At 37.4% G+C, this 808-nt stretch carries 1 protein-coding gene and 1 pseudogene; one reads left to right on the plus strand and one right to left on the minus strand.

Features of this window, described 5'->3' with window-relative positions:
* Window positions 1-480 (minus strand): annotated as a pseudogene (locus tag DYY66_RS09780) (hypothetical protein); the annotation flags it as partial.
* Window positions 481-655: 175 nt separating this feature from the next.
* Here DYY66_RS09780 and DYY66_RS16485 point away from each other — a divergent pair.
* Window positions 656-808 (plus strand): YciI family protein (locus DYY66_RS16485; RefSeq protein ID WP_394352631.1); only part of this gene is annotated, 153 nt, incomplete at its 3' end.

The raw sequence follows: 808 nt of genomic DNA on the forward strand, positions 1-808 counted from the left end.
TCCTGATACGCCAAGTGTCATCAAATATTCCCCAGAAGCCGAGAATTTCTGTACCCTATCATTCCCCCTGTCTACAACATAGATATTTCCAGAAGTATCTAGTGCTACACTTTCAGGATAACCAAAATGCGAATTGTCAGAACCATATTTTCCTGACACACCGAGAGTGGAGAGATATGTTCCAGGACTTGATACCACATCGACTATTGAATTATCAGGAAGTGTGATTTTAACTGGAGCAGATTGCACAAATCCTTGACCTGACACTTGTATAACGTTTCCGGCATTTGCTTTGTCGGAGGAGAGTGTGATGGAAGGTGTTGCTGTAGAAGAATTTTGATTCATGTTATTTGTAGATTGAACAAATTGTGGCGTATTTGGTATTGTATTAGATTCAAGTGCGGTACTTGAGATAAATGCCAGTATTGCGATAACAATTATTCCCACAGTTATCATAATTGAGAGGTGTAAGGTTTTCATGTTCATATTGTGTGACATGGTTACTGTTTAAAAAAGTGGTGTAGAATTCTTCTAGGTATTTCTTTTAAAAGTTCAAATAATAAATTATCAATGGAACCATAGGACCATCAAAACTTGAGCTATTTCGTATACAAACTAGTTCCACCTAGGACAACATNCAACATTTTCCCAAGACATGACAGATGCAGAAGCAAAGATGATGAATGAACATGTTGCATATTGGAATGATTTGACAAACAGAGGAGTTGTCATCATATTTGGACCAGTATTAGATCCCAATGGAATGTGGGGTTTGGCCGTTGTAGAAGCTAAAGAAAAATCTGAGATT

Origin of the sequence: Candidatus Nitrosotalea sp. FS, assembly GCF_011319475.1 — an archaeon.
In the GTDB taxonomy this organism is placed as follows: domain Archaea; phylum Thermoproteota; class Nitrososphaeria; order Nitrososphaerales; family Nitrosopumilaceae; genus Nitrosotalea.